We start from the raw sequence: 2,295 nt of genomic DNA on the forward strand, positions 1-2,295 counted from the left end.
TGGACCACAGGACCATGGCCTCGTGGTGCTCGGGTAAGCGTTCGTAGTCGCGTACGCAGCGGCGGTGTTGGGAGATCCACGACTGCGGGAAAGCACGACGAAGACAGGCGCATAGTAGGGCGGGCTGCCCGGCTCTGATTCCGACTGCTGGAGACGCCGGGACGTCTTTGGGGCCGGTCCGCAGACGGTTGGTCATCGACCGGGTGCGGCCTCCGCCCTGATGCCGGCCAGCAGCAGTCGCAGCCCGAATCGGAACTGTTCGGCTGACCCGACGACAAATAGTTCCTCGCCCGGAGCGGCGGCTCCGGGCAGCTCGTTCACCATGTCGCGTACCTGCTCCCAGCGCCGGTCCCGCGCCCCCGCCTGGACCGCCATGGCCAGCGATGAGGCCAGGTAGGCCATGAGTGTCTGGAAGCTTCGTACCGCCGTGGCCGGCGGCAGCCCGGCCGCCCCGAGCGCCCCCAGCACGCCTGCGGCGATCCGCCGCCCGTTCTCTCCCATGGGCGGACGCGCGGCCAGATGCGCTGTAATCCCCGGATGCCTCAGCGCGGCCTCGCGGATGGCGTCTGCGGTCACTGAGATGCGCTCATCCCACGGCATCCGGAGGTCGGCGTCCCTCACCTCGGCGACGGCGAGGTCGGCAATGGCGTCGAGCAGGGCCTCACGGTTTGCGAAGTGCCGGTAGAGCGCCATGGGGTCGCATCCCAGCTCCGCTGCGATCCGGCGCATCGTCATCGCCTGTGCACCGCCGCGATCGCCCACCTCCAGGGCTGTGCGGACGATCAGTTCGGGGGTGAGGAAGCGAGTCCTGGCCATGCCTCCAGTCTCGCACCTTGTCTACGTTGTAGACATCTCGCACTCGCCATGTCTACGCTGTAGACAACACGGTGGTCGCTGTGGCGATGAGCGCCGCCGAACCGAAGGAGGCGGAAAATGCCCACCACCCTTACTGTCGGCCGATGCGTGGCTGCCTTCATCAGCCTGGGAACGTTCGTCAATCTGCTCGTGAGCGATGTGGAGAGCGCCTTCGTCGCCCCCGACGCGCTGGTGAGTGCCGCACTGGCCGCCGGCGCGGGACTGCCGGCGGAACGCGCGGTGCCGATGCTCGCATCCGCGTTCGCACTGGCGTCCGGCGTGTTCACGGTGGCCGTGTTCTCCAACTTCGTCCGGGACGAGGTTGGAGTCGGGGTCCTCATACCCGCACTGATCAGCATGGTCATGACCGTGATCTTCTCCTGGCGCATCGGCCTGCCTGCCCAGAGCAAAGCCCTCGCCCAACGACCCGCCCCCCACTCCCACCCCTGAATGCTTCTCCGCGAACTGATCGTTTGGGCGGTGGGGCCGGAACACGCGAAGTGACCCGCACGAGCAGGACCTCTTGATAGCAGCTGAGGTGTCAACGCCCGACTGCGCCAAGAGGTCCTGTCATGCAGCTCTACGCGCCCTCGTCCGCCTCTGTCACCCCAGACGAGGAAACTCGCTGCTCATGTGTGGCGTGCCGGTTCGGGCACGGCGCCGGACGCCCTGTGCGTCCCCACCTGTACACCTCGGACATGACGGACGCGGAGTGGCGAGTCGTCGAACCGTTGCTGCCGTGGCCGGCATGGCTGGACGGCTACGGCGGGCACCCCGAGGTGTACTGCCGTCGCCTGGTCGTCGACGCCCTCTGCTACATCGCCGACAACGGCTGCAAGTGGCGCAACCTGCCCGTCGACTTCGGTATCCCCTGGAAGACACTGCACGCGATCTTTACCCGTTGGAACCGCGAGGGCTTCACCCTCGCCTTCCACAACGACCTGCGTGAGAAGGTCCGCCAGGCCGAAGGACGCGAGCGCGAGCCGAGCGCCGCCGTCATCGACTCGCAGTCGGTACGCGCGGCGGAGACCGTGGGGGCGGATAGCCGGGGCTGGGACGCGGGCAAGAAGGTCGGGGGCCGCAAACGGCACGTGGTCGTGGACACGATCGGCCTGATCCTGGTCGTGCTGGTCACCGCCGCCAACGTGCAGGACCGTGACGGCGCCCGCCCCGCCCTGGTCTTCCTACGCGACCTGTACGAAAGGATCACCCTGGTGTGGGCCGACGGCGGCTACGCCGGCAGGCTCGTCGACTGGGCCCGGGAGAAACTCCAGCTCACGCTGGAAATCGTCAAACGCAGCGACGACGTCAAGGGCTTCGTCGTGCTTTCCCGCAGGTGGGTTGTGGAACGTACCCTGTCGTGGATCTCCCAACACCGCCGCTGCGTACGCGACTACGAACGCTTACCCGAGCACCACGAGGCCATGGTCCTGTGGTCCA

At 67.5% G+C, this 2,295-nt stretch carries 3 protein-coding genes; 2 read left to right on the forward strand and 1 reads right to left on the reverse strand.

Annotation, left to right across the window (positions count from 1 at the left end):
• Window positions 1-192: 192 nt before the first annotated feature.
• Window positions 193-816 (reverse strand): TetR/AcrR family transcriptional regulator C-terminal domain-containing protein, encoded by a 624-nt coding sequence (locus tag ACYVO6_RS49455; protein WP_461073636.1) that lies wholly within the window; start codon window positions 814-816, stop codon window positions 193-195.
• A 117-nt stretch (window positions 817-933) separates the two neighbouring features.
• On the opposite strand from ACYVO6_RS49455, the gene ACYVO6_RS49460 reads away from it, so the two are divergent.
• On the forward strand, window positions 934-1,305 hold the full coding sequence (locus ACYVO6_RS49460) for a hypothetical protein (protein ID WP_461073638.1): 372 nt from the start codon (window positions 934-936) through the stop codon (window positions 1,303-1,305).
• A gap of 248 nt (window positions 1,306-1,553) precedes the next feature.
• Window positions 1,554-2,295, forward strand: a 742-nt coding sequence (locus ACYVO6_RS49465) for an IS5 family transposase (RefSeq protein WP_461073640.1), incomplete at its 3' end; no start/stop codon positions are given.

The organism is Streptomyces pseudoechinosporeus, assembly GCF_054783935.1.